Genomic DNA, 16,314 nt, shown 5'->3' with positions numbered 1-16,314 from the left:
TGCCCTCACGCGTCGTCGTAGACGACTTCGAGGGACGGGCGGACCGGCACCGGCTTGCCGCGCATGTCGGCCTGGCTCGCCGGCTGCAGCACGACGTTGCGGCTGTTCTCCTCGCTCGAGAACAGCGATAGCAGGCCGTCCTGGGTCAGCGGCGTCGGATGCACCGGCGGCGCTTCGGCGACATTCTGCGCCAGCTCCTCGAAGAGCGGCGCCCAGCGGCCGCCGGGGATGCCGACGATCTCGTAATTGGCGCTCTTGCGGCGGATATCCTCGTCGGCGGGGATCGACGACAGGACCGGAATGCCGACCGCCTTGGCGAAGGCCGCGGCCTCGCCGGTGCCGTCATCCTTGTTCACCACCATGCCGGCGACGCCGACATTGCCGCCGAGTTTGCGGAAATATTCGACCGCCGAGCAGACATTGTTGGCGACGTAGAGCGACTGCAGGTCGTTGGCGCCGACGACGATCACCTTCTGGCACATGTCGCGGGCGATCGGCAGGCCGAAGCCGCCGCAGACCACGTCGCCGAGGAAGTCGAGCAGCACGTAGTCGAAGCCCCATTCGTGGAAGCCGAATTTCTCCAGGAGCTCGAAGCCGTGGATGATGCCACGGCCGCCGCAGCCGCGGCCGACTTCCGGGCCGCCGAGCTCCATGGCGAAGACGCCGTCGCGCTTGAAGCAGACGTCGGAGACGTCGACTTCCTCGCCAGCGGCCTTCTTGGCCGAGGAGGTCTGGATGATGGTCGGGCAGGCCTTGCCGCCGAACAGCAGCGAGGTCGTGTCGGATTTCGGGTCGCAGCCGATCAGCAGGACGCGCTTGCCCTGCTGCGCCATCATGTAGCTGAGATTGGCGAGGGTGAAGGATTTGCCGATGCCGCCCTTGCCGTAGATCGCGATGATCTGGGTGTCCTTGGTGACCGGCCCGGAAGCAACGCCGGCCAGCGGCTCGGCGCCCTCGGCGCGCAGGCGTTCCACCATCTCCTCCGTGGAGCCTCGTGCCGCGCGTGTGTCGCTCAGAGCGGTCATTGTGTGGCTCCCCATTTCAGGATCATCTTCAGGCAGGAGACGTCCTCGAACGCCGTGCGGTAGGCTTCGCCGGCTTTGGCGGGCCCATGTCTGTGGGTGACGAGGCCGGCCAGCGAGAGGCGGCCTTCGGCGACCAGCCGCGTGACGGCCTCCATGTCCGCCGGCAGCCATTCGGCGGCGACGCGGATCCGCGCCTCGCGCATGAAGGCGGGCGGGAAGGCGAAGCTGAGCGGGACCTTGTAGAAGCCGGCGAGGACGATCTCGCCGCCGCGGGCGAGCCGCGGGATCAGCAGGTCGAGGATGTCCCCGGCGCCGCTGACATCGAGGATCGCGCCGTAGTCGGACCGCTCGTCGTCGGAAGGGTGACAGACCGCGTAGCCATCTGCACCGCCATGCCGGCGGGGCTCGATTTCCCAGACGATCGGGCTGCCGCCGAGCGCCACGGCGATCCGCGCCGAAAGGCGGCCGAGGACGCCGTGGCCGATGATGAGTTCGGGGATGGCGTCCGCGGCGACGATGGCATGGTGGGCGGTGGCGGCGAGTGCCAGCAGCACCGCATCGGCGCCCATCGACTCGGGAACGCGGGTGACGCGGCGCGCCGGCGCCAGAAGCTGCGAGGCCGACGCGCCGAACAGGCCGCGGGCGTCGACGAAGCCGTTCGAGCCCGGCACGAAGACGCGGTCGCCGGCGGAAAGATCGCCGTCGCCGAAGGTCTCGACGACTTGCCCGACCGCCTCGTAACCGGGAACCAGCGGGTAGCCGAGGCCGGGAAAGGGCGGCATGTCGCCGGTGAAGAGCAGGCGCTCGGTGCCGGTGCTGATGCCGCAATATTCGACCGCGACCCGCACATCCCCGGCCTCTGGCTCGCGCAGGCCGATGCGGCGGACCGCGATCTGGCCGGGCTGCGGGAAGAGGATGGCGTCGCTGAGCATCACGGGGGTCCAGGAATCGGGTAGGCTCACTGTCAATCTAACTTGACACATATATCTGTCAAGTAAATGCGACGCTGCGGCGCGGTATTTCCGCGACGACGATCTTCGTGGCGACGGGGAGGGCGGTCGGGATCTCGCGGGCCCGCGAGAGACCGGCGCGTTTCATCAGGGCGGCGATCTCGTCGGGGGTGCGCGGACGGCCGCTGCCCATGGCGCGGAGGTAGAAGCCGAAATACGCGTCGGCGACCGGACCGCTGTGGCGGTCCCCGCTCATCGGCTCGGCGATCATCACCACGCCGCCGGGCCGCAGGCCTTCGCGGATGCGGGTGAGCAGCGCGACCACCGCCTCGTCGTCATGGTCGTGGACGATCCGGACCAGCGTCGCCAGGTCGTAGCCCTCGGGCAGGGGATCGGTGAAGAAGTCGCCCTCGTGGACGGTGATGCGGCGGCCGTTTCGCGTCCCGGGGAGGCGCTGCCGGGCGACCGCGGCGACCGCCGGCAGGTCGAAGAGATGCAGCTCCGCGTCGGGATGGTGGGAAGCGAAGGCGGTAAGGAACCGGCCGCTGCCGCCGCCGACATCGAGGACGCGGCGCGCCCAGGAGAGATCGGTGGCGGCGAGCACCTCGCGCGCGACGATGTCCTGGCTGGCCTCCATGAGATCGGTGTAGGCGGCCATGTCGGCGTCGCCCGCGCTGGCCTTGGCATCGTTGGCGGCCTTGCCCTTGCGGGTCTTGGGCCGGGCGGCATAGGGCCAGAGCCGCGACAGGCGCGCGCCCTTGCCACCCTTGAGCAGCGCCACCGGGTCGGCGAGGTCGGCGTAAAGCGCATCGTGGTGCCGGATCATCGCCAGGGCGCCGGGATTGGCCAGGAGCGCGGCCCCTAGTGCACCGAGTGCATAGGTGGCCTCCTTGTCGAGCCCTTCCTCGATCTCGATCAGGTCGAGCGACGCCGAGGCGCGCAGCAGCACCCGGGCAGCCTCCTCGTCCAGTTCCAGTCGACCGGCGATCTCGGACAGCCTGAGCGGGCGGTCACGCAGCGCCTCGTAGAGGCCGAGCTGCACGCCCGCCGAGAGGACCTGCGAGTAGACGAAGCCGGCACAGAGATCGAAAAGCCGCCGCGAGGCTTCCTGCGCGAAGGGACGGGTCAGTGGAAAGCGCGTGGCGCGCGCCTGAAATGCGCCGTCGGCCAGCTTGCGGTTCCGATAGGCCCGCCAGCGCTCCCGCGCCGGACGGAAGAAGCGGCGGATCTCGCCGATCGGATCGGCCCAGCCGGAGGGGCGATCTGCGCCGGGATCGTCAGCGGTCTCCATCGTGCTCGACATGCCGTCCACCCTAGTTGTCCGATCGATGTAAACTAAATTGGACAACTGTCATTCGGTCATGTCAAGATAATCATACACTCGGACAAGGAGCCGGCATGCATGTCGCCATCATCGGAGCGGGCGTAGCGGGACTGGCGGTGGCAGCGCGGTTGGCTGCCTCAGGTCACGCGGTGACGGTTCTGGAGAAGGACCGGACGCCCGGCGGCAAGCTGCGCGAGCGCGTCGTCGCTGGCCGCGCGGTGGATGTCGGGCCGACCGTGTTCACCATGCCCGACGTCTTCGAGGACATTTTTGCCGCCGCCGGCGAACGGATGGCCGATCACCTGACCATCACGCGGTCGCAGACGATCGCCCGGCACGTCTTCGCCGACGGATCGCGGCTCGATCTCTTTGCCGACCAGCAACGATCGGAACAGGCGGTCGAGGCCTTCGCGGGCCAGCGGGCAGCCGAGGAGTACCGCGACTTCTGCCTGCGCGCGAAGGGCGTCCACGACATGCTGGCGCCGATCTTCATGCGCGCCGAGCGCCCGGGCGGGCCGCTGGCGCTGGTCGCGCGGGCGGGGCCGCGGGGCCTCGGCGGCATGCTGCGGATCGGCGCGCAGACGACGCTGTGGCGCTCGCTCTCGGCGCAGTTCTCCGACCCGCGCCTGCGCCAGCTCTTCGGGCGCTATGCCACCTATAACGGCTCCTCGCCCTTCCTCGCGCCGGCGACGCTGATGCTGATCGCTCATGTCGAGCAGTCCGGCGTCTGGCTGATCGAGCGCGGCATGCACAGGCTGGCGGAGGCGCTGGTCGGCCTCGCGGGGCGCCATGGCGCGCAGTTTCGCTACGGCGCGGCGGTGGAGGCCGTGGAAACCCGGAGTGGTCGGGTCGCCGGGGTCCGGCTGGCCGGCGGGGAGACCGTCCCGGCCGACGTAGTGGTCGCCAATTGCGATGCCAATGCCTTGGCGAGCGGTTCTCTCGGTGCCGAGGTGGCCGCAGCCGCGGGCTCCCCGCTACCGGCCGGCGAGCGGTCGCTGTCGGCCCTCACCGCAGCCGTCGTCGCACCCGCCAGCGACTTTCCCTTGCTTCGGCATAACGTTTTCTTTTCAGCCGATTACAAGGCCGAGTTCACGCAGATCCTTCGCGATCGGCGGCTGCCGTCCGACCCCACCGTCTATGTCTGCGCTGCCGATCGCGACGACCGGGGCGCGCGCCACGAGATAGGCCCGGAGCGGCTGTTCCTGATCATCAATGCGCCGGCGGACGGCGACACGCGGAATTTCGATCAACGGGAGGTCGAGGCATGCCTGACAGCGGCGTTCTCCAGAATGGAGGCTTCAGGCTTCCGGGTCGACCGGGCGTCGGCTTCGATGCACCTTTCGACGCCCTCCGATTTCGCGCGCCGCTTCCCGGGGACGGGCGGAGCGCTCTACGGGCGGGCCTCGCATGGGTCGATGGCTTCGTTCCGGCGTCCCGGGTCCCGAACGAGCCTGCCCGGCCTCTATCTCTGCGGCGGCAGCGTCCATCCCGGCGCCGGCCTGCCGATGGCGGCCCTGTCGGGCAAGCTGGCCTCGGACGCCATCCTGGCGGACCGCGCTTCGACCAGCCGGTCCCGCCTGGCGGCTATGCCTGGTGGTATGTCGACGCGCTCTCCAGCGACGGCGCCTTCGGGCTGACGCTGATCGGCTTCGTCGGCAGCGTCTTCTCGCCGTACTACCGCTGGGCCGGAAGACGGGCGCCCGCCGACCACGTCTCCCTGAACGTCGCGCTCTACGGGCCGGGCTGCCGGCGCTGGGCAATGACCGAACGCCGAGGCGCCGCGCTGTTCCGCGATCCGCAGACGCTGGCGATCGGGCCGAGCAGCATGCGCTGGGACGGCGCCGGGCTCACCGTCGAGATCGACGAGGTGACGCCGCTGCTGCCCAAGCGGGTGCGCGGCCGCGTGCGCCTCTATCCCGAGGCGGTGGTGAACCATCCCGTCGTCCTCGACCGCGACGGCCATCATTGCTGGTGGCCGATCGCGCCTTGCGCAAGGGTCGAGGTCGAACTCGACCAGCCCGCCTTGCGCTGGTCGGGCAGCGGCTATTTCGACTTCAACACCGGCGAGGTGCCGCTGGAATCGAGCTTCCGGAACTGGAACTGGTGCCGGGCGAGCCTGCCGGAGGGAACGGCGGTGCTCTACGATCTCGTTGACCGAGAGGGCGAGGCGTGTTCGCTGGCGATCCGCTTCGATCCTGGTTCCGGTGTCACCGATTTCGAGCCGCCGGCGCCGGCGGCCTTGCCCCGAACGCGATGGCGGGTGGCGCGTGCGACCCGATCGGACGCCGCAGGCACGCCGCGGATCCTGCAGACGCTGGAGGATTCGCCCTTCTACGCCCGATCGGTGATGGAGACCCGGCTGCTCGGGCGTAGCGTCACGGCCATCCACGAAAGCCTCGATCTCGATCGTTTCGCGCTGCCCGTCGTCCAGGCAATGCTGCCGTTCCGTATGCCGCGCCGTTTCTGGTGACGGCCGGGCGACGTCCCGTACGCGGAGATGGCGGGGTTCGCCGGGTTGCCGCGGGACTTGCCGTGACCTCTCGCGCCCGCGACGCCCTGGCGTTGCCGGATTGAGTAAGCTTTTCAACGCCCGAGACGCCGCTATAATCCATCTGCAACCGCGCCAGATTGCCCGCACGGGTTCAACACGCGTTACGGGAATCTGACCGATGAGCCTTCCTTCGCTGCTGACCCTCGGGGTATTCATCGTGCTGGTCTTCGCTGTCGCCATGAGCGGCGCGATCTTCAAGCCGGGGCCGTGGTACCAGCGGCTGGACAAGCCCTCCTGGACGCCGCCGAACTGGGCGTTCCCGGTGGTGTGGTCGGCGCTCTACGTGATGATCGCCGTCGCCGGCTGGCGGGTCTACGAGACCGCTGGTTTGGTGGCGCTGCCGTTCGCCGTCTACGGCCTGCAGCTCGTCCTGAATTTCGCCTGGTCGTGGCTGTTCTTCGGAATCCGTCGTCCCGATCTCGCCTTCGTCGACGTCGTGCTGATGGCGCTCGCCATCGCCGCCAACATCGCCCTGTTCGCGCCGATCGACGCCATCGCGGCCTGGCTGATGGTGCCGTATCTGGTCTGGGCGATCATTGCCGCCTGCCTCAACCGGTCGGTCTGGCGTCGCAACCCGCAGGAATTCGCACGGGCCTGATATCGCTGCCTGACGGCTCCTGCCTCAGGCCTCGGCCGGGACCAATTCGGATCGGTGGGCGAAGGCGCCGCGCATGGCCGCGGCGACGCGCTCCGGAGCTTCCTCGTGGGCGAGGTGTCCAAGTCCGGTCAGCGGCACGACGTCGCCATAACGGATCATCCGCGCGACCTTGAACGAGACTTCGGGCGGGACGGCACGGTCGCCGGTGCCGGCAATCAGCGTCAGCGGCGTCGCGAGGCGCGGCAGGTCGCGGGCCAGCGTATCGAGATCCCAGTTCGCCATCATCGTCAGCGCGCCTTCCACGTGGCGAGGGCTGGCGAGCAGCGTTTCGTAATAGGCGATGCCCTCCGGCGTCAGCCGCGAGCCGGTGCTGTCCATCAGCCGTGCCACGGCGCCGCCATTGCGGGCGCGCCAGGAGAAGAAGCGCGGCGCGACGGGGTTGAGGAAGAGCAGCTTGGCGAGCTGCGGAAAGAGATGTGCGGCGACGCCCGGAAACGGCAGCAGCGCGCCGTTGAGAGAAACGATGCGCTCCGGCGCCAACAGGCCGTCGAGCGCCATGCGCACGAGGATCGCCGCTCCGGCGGAATGGCCCGCCGCGTAGGTCGGCCGGACCTGCAACTGGACCAGCAATTCGCCCAGCATCCCGGCCCAGCCGGGCAAAGACGGCCGGCGCCAGGGCGCGCGGTCGGTGAAGCCGTGGGAGGGCAGGTCCAGCATGACGATCGTGTGGTCGCCGGCAAGCCTCGTCGCGAGATCGCGGAACGAGTGGGTGGATGCGCCGGTGCCGTGGACGAGCAGCAGGACGGGGCCCTCGCCGAAGATCTGCACGTGCCACTCGAAGCCGGCCGCCGCGACGAAGCGGCTTGCCGCCCGGTGCGGCCAGTTCGCGCCGTCACGCGCCCAGTCGAGTCGGCGGGTCACGGCCGGCCGTCGCGGGCCATGGCGGAGACCGCCGTAGACAGAGCGCGGGAATCGGCCCGCGGCAGAGCGAGGTAGGTGGCGCCCATGGAATCGGCGACGTCGCGCGCGGCACTGCCGGGCCGCTGCGCCGTGTCTATGAGGAGGCTGGCGATGCCGGCAGCGCGGACGGCGCGGGCCGCCGCGTGGGCGTCGGCGGCTGCCGCGGCGCGGCCGGCGACACCATCGACGCCGATATTGGCGCGCCCATCGGTGAGGAGGGCAATCAACGGCGTGCGGCCCTCGCGGGCCGAGCTGCGGGCCAGCGACAGGGCTGCGGTGATGCCGCCTGCCAAGGGCGTGCCGCCGCCGGCCGGAAACGCGGCGAGTGCACGCTTGGCGCGGGTCAGCGACTTGGTCTCCGGCAGCAGGATTTCGGCCTTCGTGCCGCGGAAGGCGACGAGCGCGACGCGATCGCGCCGGACGTAGCATTCCGACAGGATCAGCTCGACGGCGCCCTTGGCCTCGGCGAGGCGGGCAAGCGCTGCCGAGCCGGACGCGTCGACGGCGAAGATCGTCGCCGTCTCGCGCTTCGTACGATAGCGCCGGACGCGGAAATCATCCTCGCGGACCTGCACGCTCGTCGATTGGACGCTCGTCGATGCCTGACGTTCGCTTTTCCGCAGGACCTGCCAGGGCGCCGCAGTGGTGAGGGTCGCGACGAGGTCGAGGCGTTCACGCCGCGGATCGCCGGCCTGCGTGCCGACGACCCGGCCGTGGCGCGGCGCCCGCATTGCCGCGCCGGAGCGGCCGGAAGGGCGGCGCACGAGATCGAGCCGCGCCTGGCTCGCGAGCCGCGCCAGCAGGCCTTCGGGAAGCCGCGCCTTTGCGGCATCGACGACGAGATCGGACGGCGGCTCGCCACCTTGCGCGTTCTCGTCGGTGTCGTTGCCGCTCGATGGCGGCTCCTCCTGCGGTGAATCGTCGGAAGGGGCGTCCGCCTCATGCTCGTCCTCCGCCTCTGGCGCGCTCGGCAGCCGGGTGGCGCGGGGGAGCAGCACATGGCGGATCGCTGCTTCAATATCCTCTTCTGCGACCACCGGGCGACCAGCCAGCGCCGCGGCGGCGCGCGCCACGCGCAGTGCCATCATCGGGGCCCGCAGCGAGGCGATGCCGAAGGCCCAGGCGGCCTGGCAGAGCTGGGCCGCCGCCTCGCCGCAGGTCTCGGTGCCACGCAGTCTTTCCCGAGCGGCCGCGATCGAGATCCGGTCGCTGGACGGCGCTTCGCCGCGGCGGGGGTCCGCGCCATCGAGTTCGATCGATAGCGCCAGCCGGTCGCAAAGCGCGCTCGCGGGCGCCTCGTCCGGGCCAATGCCTTCGTCGAGCGCGAGAAGGCCGAAACAGGCCGGGACTTCTGCGGAAAACCCGTCCCGTTCGATGCGCACGAATCCCGAGTCGAGGCACTGGACGACGAGGCCGCAGGCCTGCGGCGCCATCCGTTCGGCCATTGCCGCCACGAGCACGCCCCGATGGGCGCTCGCGAGAAGGCCGGCCCTCGATACCGGCCGCCCGGCGGCGAGTGTCGCGGCCAGATCGATCCCGCCGGTGAGCGCATCGGTCGTGCAGCCGGCGGGCATGCGGCGGACGGGTTCGCTCGCTGGAAGAAGCGCGGTCAGCTGGCGCATCAGGCTGTCCCGGGCAAAGCCGGCGCGCGAGCGCAACCGCAGCCCAACGCAGGGATCGACGGCAAAGAGCGTCATCGCCTCCACCGCCTCGGCCCAAAGCGCCGCGGCGATGTCGACGGTGGCTTCAGGGAATTCGTCCGCGGCATTGGCGGCGCGGTCGGTGACGGCGGAGAGGGCCGCCGGGCTCACGCCGCCGCTTCGAGTTCGCCGACGGCGCGTTCGACCCGGGCGGCCGATCCTGCCTCGTCGAGCGGATCGCGGCGCAGCCGATGCGACAGCGCCAGCGGGGCGAGGCGGGCGAGATGCGTCCATTCGACCACCGCGTCGCCCTCCAGCGCCGCCAGCGCCCGGGCCGCGCGCATCAGCGTCAGCTCGCCGCGCAGCCCGTCCGTGCCGAGGCGAAGCGACAGCTGCGCCGCCTTCTCCAGCGTCGCATCCGGGACCGCAATGGAGCGCAGGCGCTGGCGCCCCGCCATGATGGTCCCGCGGACGGCGGCATTGGCGGCATCGTAGCCGGCGGCGAAGCCCTCCGGGTCTCGCTCAAAGGCATCGCGTCGCTTGACCACCTCGATCCGCGTCGCAAGGTCGGTCGGCGTGGTGACTTCGACCGAGAGGCCGAAGCGGTCCAGCAGCTGCGGGCGCAGTTCCCCTTCTTCCGGATTGCCGCTGCCGATTAGCACGAAGCGGGCGGGGTGGCGGACGCTGAGCCCTTCCCGCTCGACGACATTCTCGCCGGAGGCCGCAACGTCGAGCAGCAGGTCGACGAGGTGGTCCTCGAGCAGGTTGATCTCGTCGATATAGAGGAAGCCGCGATTGGCCCGCGCCAGCAGCCCCGGCTCGAAGCGCTTCTCGCCCGCCGTCAGCGCCCGCTCGAGATCGAGGGCGCCGACGATGCGGTCTTCCGTTGCGCCGAGCGGCAAGTCGACGACCGGCACCGGAACGGGCGTGGCCTTCGTCTGGCCGGTTCCGCCGTCGCGGCAGGTTTCACAGGCTTCGGTGCTTCGCGCCGGATCGCACCGATAGGCACAGTCGCTGGCCTGCATCGGTGGCAGCACCGCCGCCAGAGCCCTGACGGCGGTGGATTTACCGGTACCACGGTCCCCGAAGACGAGGACGCCGCCTACCGTCGGATCGACCGCCGCGATGGTCAGGGCCAATCGCATGGCATCCTGTCCGACGATCGCGGAAAACGGGAACACGGTTTTCATGCGATCCAAGCTAGCCGTAAACTTGGCTTTTGAGAAGCGCTGTAAAGCTAGCTTGACAGATTTCTCTGCCGACGGTGGTCAGGTGTCGGCGATGCCTGGTCGGGTGCGCGAGGCGATGCGGAAACACACGAGGCCGATGAGGCTCGAGATGCCGCCGACGGCGAGCGCCAGATCGTAGCCGCCGAGTTCCCAGAGCAGCGATCCGGCAAAGGGCGACAGGGCGAAGGCCGCCAGATAAGGCACGGCAATCGATCCGCTGATCGCGCCGAAATTCTTCTCGCCGAGCACCTCGCGGATCATCACCGGCTTCATGATGCTGATGATGCCGTGGCCGCTGCCCTGCAGGACGACGAAAAGCGCAACGAAGGCCGGCTGGATCTCGGCCAGCAGCAAGGCGACGGTCGCGAGGAGAATGGCGGCGAAGCAGCCGGTCGCGACAGCGCGGCCGGAGACGTGCTTCTCCGAGGCCATCAGCGCGAGACGTCCGGCCACCTGCATCGGTCCGATCATCGAGGCGGCAAAGACCGCGGTGCCGGCGCCGACGCCGCGATCGGCGAGGATTGGCAGGAGGTGGTTGATGACGATGCCGTGGTTGGCCCCGAGCAGCGAGAAGCCTGCCGCGAGAGACCAGAAGACGGGGTTCTTCCAGATGGCGGGCGGCGGCTCTGTCGAGCGGGCTGAACGGGAGGCGGCGACGGGCGGCTGCCGCGAGCGCCATTCCCTTTCCAGATGGCTGGTACCGAGCCACAGCAGCGGCGCGCCTATGGCAGCGACGAGGATCGCGAATGTCCAGGTCGCCGCGTGCCAGCCACCCGCTTCCGCGACGAAATGGTTCAGCGGAAAGGAGAGGGTCCCGGCGAAACCGGCGACGAGGGTGATCAACGTGATTCCCCGCCTCGCGTCGATGCCGCGGGTCCGGGTGACCAGCGCAAAACAGGGCTCGTAGAGGCTTCCGCCCATGGCGAGGCCGATCAGCAGCCATAGGAACGCAAAGATTTCGACCGAGCCGGCGAAAGGCAAAAGGGCCAGGATCGCGGCGCCGAACAGCGCGCAACCGGTCATCAGCAGCGGCCCATGCCCCCGGTCGATCAGCCGGCCGGTGAGCGGCGAGACGACGGCCGACACCATCACCGCCGCGGCGAAGGCGGCCGTCAGCAATGTCTTCGGCCAGGCCTCGGCCTCTTCCCATCGCAGCAGCAACGCCGGAAAGAGGTAATACAGGCCGGCCCAGACGATGGTTTCGCCGAGGGCGAGGCAAAGCAGCGCGCGGGTGAGGGTCATCGCCGGAATGGGCTTGCGTCGGCCGGTGCGCGGGCCACGCGGCAGGCGCCCTGCGTCCGCGCACACGCGGGGCGGCCGGAGCAGCGCCAAGGACCGCTCTCGCAACCATCGATAAGGCGGCGGAATACCATGCCGCCGGCACTACCGTGCCGGCTTTCAAAGTCAATCGGATTCAAGGCGGGATCAGCCTTCTCTGATGATACCGGGCAGGTATGTGGTCGCCCTGCACGTGCCCGGGCGTGCCAGGCTCGAAGGCCGGCGCGATCCGTGCTAGGCGCCGCGGAACCTGCCGCTTGCCGGCTCCACCGGCGCCTTCTCTGCCTTCGGCGCAACAAGGGGATGACAGATGCGTCTTGCCACCTACCCAAGCCTCGACGGCGCCAGCGTGATCGTCACCGGCGGCGCCTCCGGAATCGGCGCCGAAATGGTGCGGGCCTTTGCCGAGCAGGGCGCCCAGGTCGGCTTCGTCGACATCGACCGCGAGGCCGGAACGGCGCTGGCCACAGAGCTTGCCGGCAGCAAGGGCGGAGTCGCCTTCGAACCCTGCGACCTTCGCGACATCTCCCAGCTCCGCATTGCCTTCGCTTCGCTCGCCGAGCAGCATGGTCCCGCGACGGTGCTCGTCAACAACGCCGCACGCGACGACCGCCATGGCTGGCAGGACATGACGCCGGATTATTTCGACGAGCGGATCGCCACCAATCTCCGGCACATGTTCTTCGCCATCCAGGCCGCCGCGCCCGGGATGATCGACGCAGGCGGCGGCTCGATCATCAATATGGGGTCGAACTCGTGGTGGGAAGCGGTCGGCGGCATGCCGGCCTACACGACCGCCAAGGCGGCCGTGCACGGTCTCACCCGCTCCTTCGCGCGCGACCTCGGCGAACACCGGATCAGGGTCAACACGGTGGTACCGGGCTGGATCATGACCGAGCGCCAGAAGCAGCTCTGGGTGACGCCGGAATCGATCGAGAAGCACCGCCAGCGGCAGTGCCTGCCGGACCTGATCGAACCCGTCCACGTGGTGCGGATGGTGCTGTTTCTCGCCTCCGACGACGCCGCCATGTGCACGGCGAACAACTACATGGTCGAGGCCGGCTCGATCTGATACCGCGTCGCTGGCAGCGCTTGCGTATGCATCCTTAAGTTGCATAATATCCTGGTGACGTGAACCAGGAGATGCGCTTGGCCGAAAGGTTGGACCGAGACGTAGCGGCGGCGATCGGTTTGCCAGCGCCGGCAATCTCGCGGGCACGTTTCGAACGCCTCGCCGCGCACCATGGCACGCCATGTTTCGTCTATGATGGTGCCGCCATGCGGGCCGCCGCCTGTCAGCTGCTGGCGGCGCTGCCGGCCGGCGCGCCACTCTTCTACGCGATCAAGGCCAATCCCAATCCGGCAGTCGTAAGGCTGTTCGGCGCGATGGGGCTCGGCGCGGAGGTGGCCTCGCGGGGCGAACTCGCGCTGGCGCTGGCGGCCGGCATTGCGCCGGGGCGGATCGTGTTCTCGGGGCCAGCCAAGACCGACGCGGATATCACCGCTGCCGTCGCGGCCGGCATCCTCGCCGTCCAGATCGAGTCGCCGGACGAGGTCGAGCGGCTGCGCGTCATTGCGGCGTCGCAGAACCGGCGCGTCGGCGTGACGCTGCGCCTGGACATTCCGGCCACGCAGGCGGCGCGGCGTGGCGGCTGGGTCGGCGATTCGGCGTTCGGCATGGACGAGGCGGCGGCCATCACGATCCTTTCGGATCAAGCGCCGGCGTCGCCGCTCGACATCATCGGCTTCCACAACCACCAGGCGTCGGGTTCGCTCGTCGCCGACGATCACGTCGCGCGCTTTGGCGCATTCCTCGAAGCCGTACTGCGGCTGTCGCGTCACCGGAAGCCGCTCCTGGTCAATTTCGGTGGCGGGTTCGGCGCGCCGTTCTATGCCGACGACGCGCCGCTCGACCTCGGCCCGATCGCCGCGTTCCTGCGCGGGCCGGTCCGCGCGGCACTGGCCGAGGCGGGCCTGTCGCCACAACTCGGCTTCGAGGCGGGACGCTATCTGGTGCGGTGCGCCGGCACTTACCTTTGCCGCGTCGTCGCCGTGAAGACGACGCATGGCCGCCGCTTCGCCGCGCTCGACGGCGGCAGCCACCATGTCGCCAGCCTGTCGGGGACGCTGCGCTTCCTGCGCCGGCAGGTGGCGGTGGCGGGGCCGCCGCGCGCCGGCGCCAGCCTGCCGATCGAACTCTGCGGGCCGCTCTGCACGCCGACGGACCGGCTGGCGAGCGCGGTGCCCCTGCCGGCCGATCTCGCGCCGGGCGACCTCTTGGTCTTCGGGAATTGCGGCGCCTATGCGAGGCAGGCCAGCGCGCTGAACTTTCTCGGCCATGACTGGCCGCCGGAAATCCTCGTCGACGGCGCCCGCGAGACGCTGGTGGCGCGGCGGGTGCGCTTCGAGGAGGTGCTGGCGCTGCAGGCGGTGCCGGACGATCGGGCCGCGTCGTGACCTACCGGTCGCTGGAGCGGGCCAACGCCTATTTCTACGATCCCGATCGGCGTCTTGCCGTGCTGAAGCGGCACGGCGCCGTGCGGTATCTCTCCTCGGGGGTGAACCATTTGAAGGCGCCGGCGGTGCTGCTGGAGATCGCGGCGCGCGAACTGACGGAGCGGCGACTGGTCGAAAACTACACCGCTCCCGGCGGCGCGCCGGCGCTGCTGGCAGCCATCGCCTTCGAGACGCACGAGCGGGTCGGGGGCGACCAGGTACGTGGGGGCGTGGGGCTCGCGAACATCGCCATGACGGCCGGCGCGACCGGGGCCCTGGCCGCCGCCTTCCGCTACATGGCCGATGTCGCGGGGGCGCGCACGGCGCTCGTTCTCAGCCTCAACTACAGCTATTTCTCCGCCATCTGCGACGAGTGCGGCATCGTCTACCGGACGGCATGCTCGGCAGAAGAGGCCCGGATCCTGCCGAGCCTCGACGAGGCCGCCGAGTGCCTGCGGCGCGAACGGCCCGACATCGTCGTGCTGACCCAGCCGACCAACCCGTCGGGCGAGGCCTATAACGCCGGTGAACTGGCGCGGCTCGTCGAACTGGTCGAGGCGGCTGGTGCCTGGCTGGTGTTCGACGAGGTGCCGGACCTTGCCTGGCCCGACGATCCCGACCCGCCGCATCCGGTCGCCACCGACATGCGGGGCTTCCCGCGGCGGCTGGTCTGGATCAACTCATTCTCCAAGTCGCGCAGCCTGGCGGGCCTCAGGGCCGGCTGGATCATCGCCGACGAGCCGGTGATCGGCTTCGTGCGCCGGCACAACGAGCGCTCGCTCTGGTCGCCGGTTCATCCGGGGGCGAGTGCCCTGGCGGTGGACATGGTGCTCCGGGCGGCGGCGCGGCGAGTGAGGGCACTTCATTTGGGGTGTGCCGAGGTCAGCACGGCTGCCATCGACGCGGCGGTGGCCGGCGCGGTCCGGCAGGCATCGCGCTATCTGCGGCTTTTCTCGCCCTGGGGCGACGACTTCGCCAGCTTTGGCGGGCTCTGGCATTTCCTCGACGCGACGGTCGACTGGCCTCTGGCATTTCGCCGCTATGCCGCGGAACTCGCGGCGACAGCGGCTGTCTGCGCCGCAAACCGCCGCGTGTTCGAGACGCGCCTGGGCTCCGCCGTTCAGACCCGCATCCGGCCACAGCGCGGCTTCAACCAGTGCGTCAGGTTCGGTGTCGAGGCCTCTGAATGGCAGTTCGCGCGGCAGGCGTTCGACGAATCCGGGCTCGACTTCTACACCGAGCGTGTCTTCGCCGATCATGATCGCGAGGACGCCCATGACTACTGGGTGCGGATATCCACGGCGAGCGAGGCGGCGGGTTTCGCCGATGGCTGCGAAAGGCTTTCACGCCTGCTCTGTCGCTGAGAGGATGCGCCCGGGCCAGCGATCGCCCCCGCGGATCTTCGCCTCGACGCGTCGGATCGCGGGAACGCGATGCTTGGCGAAGAAATAGTCGAAGCTTTCCGAAAAGCTCGCCATCGCGGTCTCGCGCGGATGGTCCATATGCGCGGAGAAAATGCCGCGGGCCTCGATGAAACTCGCGCCGAGCTTCATCAGGCGGTAGCCGAGCTCGATCGCCTCGGCGCCCCAGCGGAGGCCAAAGCCGGAATCGTAGCCGCCCGCTTCTTCGAAGAATCTGCGGCCGAGCGCGACGCCGGAGCCGGAATAGCCGAGCCAGACCTCGTCCGCCGGCCCCTCCGCCAACGTCTGGCTGACCAGCCGCTCGAAGCGGTTGCGATGGATGCATTGCCGGGCAATGGCGGGCCAGTTTTCACGGACCATCCTGCGGGTGACGAGTCGGGTCGCGAGCGACGAGCCTGGCGCGAGGACGGTGCCGTCATAGCGTAAGCCGCGCTCCGGGTCGCGGAACGCGGCGAGGTAGCGCAGGACGTAAACCGGCGCACGGACCACACGGCGCACGCCGCCGCCGAGCAGCGCCAGGGTCTCGGCGAGATAGTCGGGCGAAAGCAGAACGTCGTCGTCCATGAATAGCAGCTGTGCTGCGCGCGCTGCCGCAGCGCCATGGTTGCGCGCCGATGCCTGGCCGGCCGCGGGCGTGCGCAGCATCTGGATCGGCAGGCCGGCGGCGCGCGCAGCCGCCACGGCACGGTCGGTTCCCGCCGGTGCCCCGTCGGCCACGACGATGCTCTCGAACCGGGCGGTGCCGATGGTCTGGGCGATCAGCGAATGAAGGGCGAGGATCAGCCGTTCGGGCTTGCCCGATGTCGGGATCACGACCGAGATGGCGGGGGCCGGCACGCCGG

14 protein-coding genes are annotated in these 16,314 nt (G+C 69.8%); 6 read left to right on the top strand and 8 right to left on the bottom strand.

The genetic code is table 11. The features are described from left to right. Window positions 1–5: 5 nt before the first annotated feature. The 3 genes from GGR03_RS04830 to GGR03_RS04820 are packed head-to-tail and all read right to left on the bottom strand — an operon-like array spanning window position 6 to window position 3,278. Window positions 6–1,025: a chlorophyllide a reductase iron protein subunit X gene (locus GGR03_RS04830; protein WP_183206386.1), complete on the bottom strand. Its 1,020-nt coding sequence runs from the start codon at window positions 1,023–1,025 to the stop codon at window positions 6–8. Next, the gene (gene bchC / locus GGR03_RS04825) at window positions 1,022–1,957 is read right to left on the bottom strand and encodes a chlorophyll synthesis pathway protein BchC (RefSeq protein ID WP_183206385.1); all 936 of its coding nucleotides are present in this window, start codon (window positions 1,955–1,957) and stop codon (window positions 1,022–1,024) included. The genes GGR03_RS04830 and bchC overlap by 4 nt, the downstream gene beginning before the upstream one ends. Before the next feature lie 58 nt (window positions 1,958–2,015). Next, on the bottom strand, window positions 2,016–3,278 hold the full coding sequence (locus GGR03_RS04820) for an acetylserotonin O-methyltransferase (protein WP_246367585.1): 1,263 nt from the start codon (window positions 3,276–3,278) through the stop codon (window positions 2,016–2,018). Window positions 3,279–3,373: 95 nt separating this feature from the next. On the opposite strand from GGR03_RS04820, the gene crtD reads away from it, so the two are divergent. The 3 genes from crtD to GGR03_RS04805 all read left to right on the top strand — a co-directional run bounded on the left by crtD (window position 3,374) and on the right by GGR03_RS04805 (window position 6,448). Continuing rightward, window positions 3,374–4,936 (top strand): 1-hydroxycarotenoid 3,4-desaturase CrtD, encoded by a 1,563-nt coding sequence (gene crtD / locus GGR03_RS04815; protein WP_183206384.1) that lies wholly within the window; start codon window positions 3,374–3,376, stop codon window positions 4,934–4,936. Window positions 4,937–5,058: 122 nt separating this feature from the next. Then, window positions 5,059–5,769 (top strand): carotenoid 1,2-hydratase, encoded by a 711-nt coding sequence (locus GGR03_RS04810; protein ID WP_183206383.1) that lies wholly within the window; start codon window positions 5,059–5,061, stop codon window positions 5,767–5,769. Window positions 5,770–5,968: 199 nt separating this feature from the next. Further along, window positions 5,969–6,448: a TspO/MBR family protein gene (locus tag GGR03_RS04805; RefSeq protein ID WP_183206382.1), complete on the top strand. Its 480-nt coding sequence runs from the start codon at window positions 5,969–5,971 to the stop codon at window positions 6,446–6,448. A gap of 24 nt (window positions 6,449–6,472) precedes the next feature. On the opposite strand, the gene bchO is transcribed toward GGR03_RS04805, so the two are convergent. The 4 genes from bchO to GGR03_RS04785 form a co-directional block, all read right to left on the bottom strand. Further along, the gene (gene bchO / locus GGR03_RS04800; RefSeq protein ID WP_183206381.1) at window positions 6,473–7,369 is read right to left on the bottom strand and encodes an alpha/beta fold hydrolase BchO; all 897 of its coding nucleotides are present in this window, start codon (window positions 7,367–7,369) and stop codon (window positions 6,473–6,475) included. After that, window positions 7,366–9,219 (bottom strand): magnesium chelatase subunit D, encoded by a 1,854-nt coding sequence (locus GGR03_RS04795; protein WP_183207085.1) that lies wholly within the window; start codon window positions 9,217–9,219, stop codon window positions 7,366–7,368. The genes bchO and GGR03_RS04795 overlap by 4 nt, the downstream gene beginning before the upstream one ends. Then, complete coding sequence (bchI, locus tag GGR03_RS04790; protein WP_183206380.1) at window positions 9,216–10,238, bottom strand: magnesium chelatase ATPase subunit I; 1,023 nt, start codon at window positions 10,236–10,238, stop codon at window positions 9,216–9,218. Before bchI ends, GGR03_RS04795 begins: the two co-directional genes overlap by 4 nt. Window positions 10,239–10,316: 78 nt before the next feature. Next, window positions 10,317–11,519 carry an MFS transporter gene (locus GGR03_RS04785; RefSeq protein WP_183206379.1) on the bottom strand — a complete coding sequence of 401 codons (1,203 nt, stop codon included), beginning with the start codon at window positions 11,517–11,519 and terminating at the stop codon, window positions 10,317–10,319. Between the two features lie 346 nt (window positions 11,520–11,865). Between GGR03_RS04785 and GGR03_RS04780 the strand changes: the two genes are divergently transcribed. The 3 genes from GGR03_RS04780 to GGR03_RS04770 all read left to right on the top strand — a co-directional run bounded on the left by GGR03_RS04780 (window position 11,866) and on the right by GGR03_RS04770 (window position 15,415). Next, window positions 11,866–12,627: an SDR family NAD(P)-dependent oxidoreductase gene (locus GGR03_RS04780; RefSeq protein WP_183206378.1), complete on the top strand. Its 762-nt coding sequence runs from the start codon at window positions 11,866–11,868 to the stop codon at window positions 12,625–12,627. A gap of 77 nt (window positions 12,628–12,704) precedes the next feature. Next, window positions 12,705–14,012, top strand: coding sequence for a type III PLP-dependent enzyme domain-containing protein (locus tag GGR03_RS04775; protein ID WP_183206377.1), 1,308 nt, complete (start codon window positions 12,705–12,707; stop codon window positions 14,010–14,012). Beyond that, window positions 14,009–15,415 (top strand): aminotransferase class I/II-fold pyridoxal phosphate-dependent enzyme, encoded by a 1,407-nt coding sequence (locus GGR03_RS04770; protein ID WP_183206376.1) that lies wholly within the window; start codon window positions 14,009–14,011, stop codon window positions 15,413–15,415. Before GGR03_RS04775 ends, GGR03_RS04770 begins: the two co-directional genes overlap by 4 nt. On the opposite strand, the gene GGR03_RS04765 is transcribed toward GGR03_RS04770, so the two are convergent. Further along, window positions 15,395–16,309 (bottom strand): glycosyltransferase, encoded by a 915-nt coding sequence (locus tag GGR03_RS04765; RefSeq protein WP_183206375.1) that lies wholly within the window; start codon window positions 16,307–16,309, stop codon window positions 15,395–15,397. The two genes, GGR03_RS04770 and GGR03_RS04765, sit on opposite strands and share 21 nt — an antisense overlap. Window positions 16,310–16,314 lie beyond the last annotated feature (5 nt).

The sequence above is a fragment of the Aurantimonas endophytica genome (assembly GCF_014196845.1).
Taxonomy (GTDB): Bacteria; Pseudomonadota; Alphaproteobacteria; order Rhizobiales; family Rhizobiaceae; genus Aurantimonas; species Aurantimonas endophytica.
Note: the sequence above shows the minus strand (reverse complement) of the source record. Positions and strands in the feature narration are given on the sequence as shown.